Below are 2087 nucleotides of genomic sequence, written 5' to 3' on the forward strand. Positions count from 1 at the left end.
GGGGGCCTGGCCAAAAGCATTCGCTACCAGGGGTTCATTCTCGACTATGGCCCGCACCGGTTTTTTACCAAGATCCCAGCGGTGCTGGAGCTGTGGAACCAGGTTTTGGGATCCGAACAAGTGACTGTCCGGCGGCTTACCCGCATCTACTACCGCAAGCAATACTTTCAGTACCCCATCCAAGCTTGGGAAGTCCTGCGCAAGGTTGGCTGGTGGGAAAGTTTGCTCATTGTCCTTTCCTACCTCTGGGCCCAACTCATCCCCCGCCCAGCTCCCCAGAACTTTGCCGACTGGGTCAAGGGAAAATTCGGCAGCCGGCTTTTTCAGATGTTCTTCAAAGGCTACACGGAAAAGCTGTGGGGGATCCCTTGTACCGAAATCAGCGCCGATTGGGCTGCCCAGCGCATCAAAGGTCTCAGCCTTGGGCAAGCCATCCGCAAGGCGCTGGGGTGGAAGCGCGGCTCCGTCAAATCACTAATTGAGCAATTTCAGTTTCCTCGTCTGGGATCTGGTCAGCTCTACGAAAAAATGCAGGAGTTTTTGCTGGCCGAGGGTCAAGAAGTTTGGCTAAATACGGAGGTCATCGCCCTTAGGCATGAGGGATCCCGGATTGTCGAGCTGCAACTGCGCCATCTTCAGGATGGAAGTGAAACCTGGGTCTCCCCCTCCCACGTCATCTCTTCGATCCCTCTGACAGTGTTGGTGCAGAGCCTGCGGGAACTGCCTCCCCCAGAAGTGCTGCAGGCAGCCCGCAACCTCAAGTTTCGCAACACGGTTTTGGTTTACTTGATTGTGGAGGGATCCCAGCTTTTCCCCGACAACTGGCTGTATATCAACGACCCAACAGTGCAGGTTGGTCGGGTAACCAACTTTGCCAATTGGTCACCGGCTATGCTCCCCAACCGGGAACAAACCCCCTTGTGCTGTGAGTATTGGTGCAACTTTGGGGATCCCTTGTGGCAAGCCCCTGAGGAGGAATTACTGACTTTGGCTGAGAAGGAGCTACGCCAAATTGGCCTGCTGCAAGGCCAGAAGATCTGCGGCGGCTTTGTGGTGCGCCTGCCCCGCACCTATCCTATCTATGCCGGCAGCTACAAAGAAGATCTAGCCATTTTGCAGAAGTATCTTGGCCAGTTTGAAAACCTGCAACTGGTGGGTCGCTACGGCTCGTTTAAGTACAACAACCAGGATCACAGTTTGCTGATGGGCCTATTGGCGGCGGAAAACGTCCTCCGCCCCGGCAGCCACGATCTCTGGCAGGTGAACTCCGACAGTGATTACCAAGAAGAGATCAAAGTGCCACCCCCACCTGCGAAGGTCCGACGATGAGTTTCTCTCTTAGCCATCTGTTGCAGCAAAGCCGGCAGTGTCTTACCCCTTTCTGTACCCAGGTTCTGCTGCCAAGCTTGGCCTTGACAGGGTTGCAGATCTTCTTAATCTCCTTTTGGAGCGAGGAGGATGACTATGCTTCCATCTTTAAGGGTTTAACCCAGTGGGATAGCCATTGGTATTTGGGGATTGTGCGGCAGGGCTATCAGTTTGTGGGCTTTGACAAGATTGCCTACGAGCAGAGCAATGTGGCCTTCTTTCCTGGCTACCCTCTAGCCGTTGCTGCCCTTAGCCGCTTGTTGCGGGTTGAGCCTGAGTTAGGGCTTTACCTGACCGCCCAGCTCTTTTGCTGGCTGATGTGGGTTTACCTTTTCCTGTTTTACCATCTCTGGCAGATCCCCTTGCTTTGGCAAGTCCTGGCAAGTTTGATGATCTTGGTCTATCCCAGCAGCTTTTACCTTGTCGTGGGCTACAGCGAATCCCTCTTTATGGCCAGCCTGCTGGGTTTTTTCTACTGGTCGGCCCACTTGAATTCAATGAGGTCAGGGCTCCTAGCCGGGATCCACGGTCTGGTGATGAGTGCCACCCGCATTGTGGGTTTGCCGGTGGCGCTGGTTCCTCTGCTGCGGCTATCCCGCCCTTGGTTTTGGACAGCCAGCGCCGTTGTTTTGGCCTTGTCGGGCGGGCTGAGTTTTTTCCTCTACTGTCAGCTCCGCTTTGGCCGCTGGGATCTCTACATGGAAATGCAGCGCTACTTT

Annotated in this window: 2 protein-coding genes; both read left to right on the forward strand. The window is 54.7% G+C overall.

Annotated features, from left to right (window positions below; translation table 11 throughout):
• Positions 1–1329: NAD(P)/FAD-dependent oxidoreductase (locus NW827_RS05975; protein ID WP_414503449.1), on the forward strand; the 1329-nt coding region annotated here is incomplete at its 5' end.
• On the forward strand, positions 1326–2087 hold a 762-nt coding region (locus NW827_RS05980; RefSeq protein WP_414503450.1), incomplete at its 3' end, for a mannosyltransferase family protein. The genes NW827_RS05975 and NW827_RS05980, both read left to right, overlap by 4 nt.

The sequence above is a fragment of the Synechococcus sp. H70.1 genome (assembly GCF_047502705.1).
Lineage (GTDB): Bacteria > Cyanobacteriota > Cyanobacteriia > Thermostichales > Thermostichaceae > Thermostichus.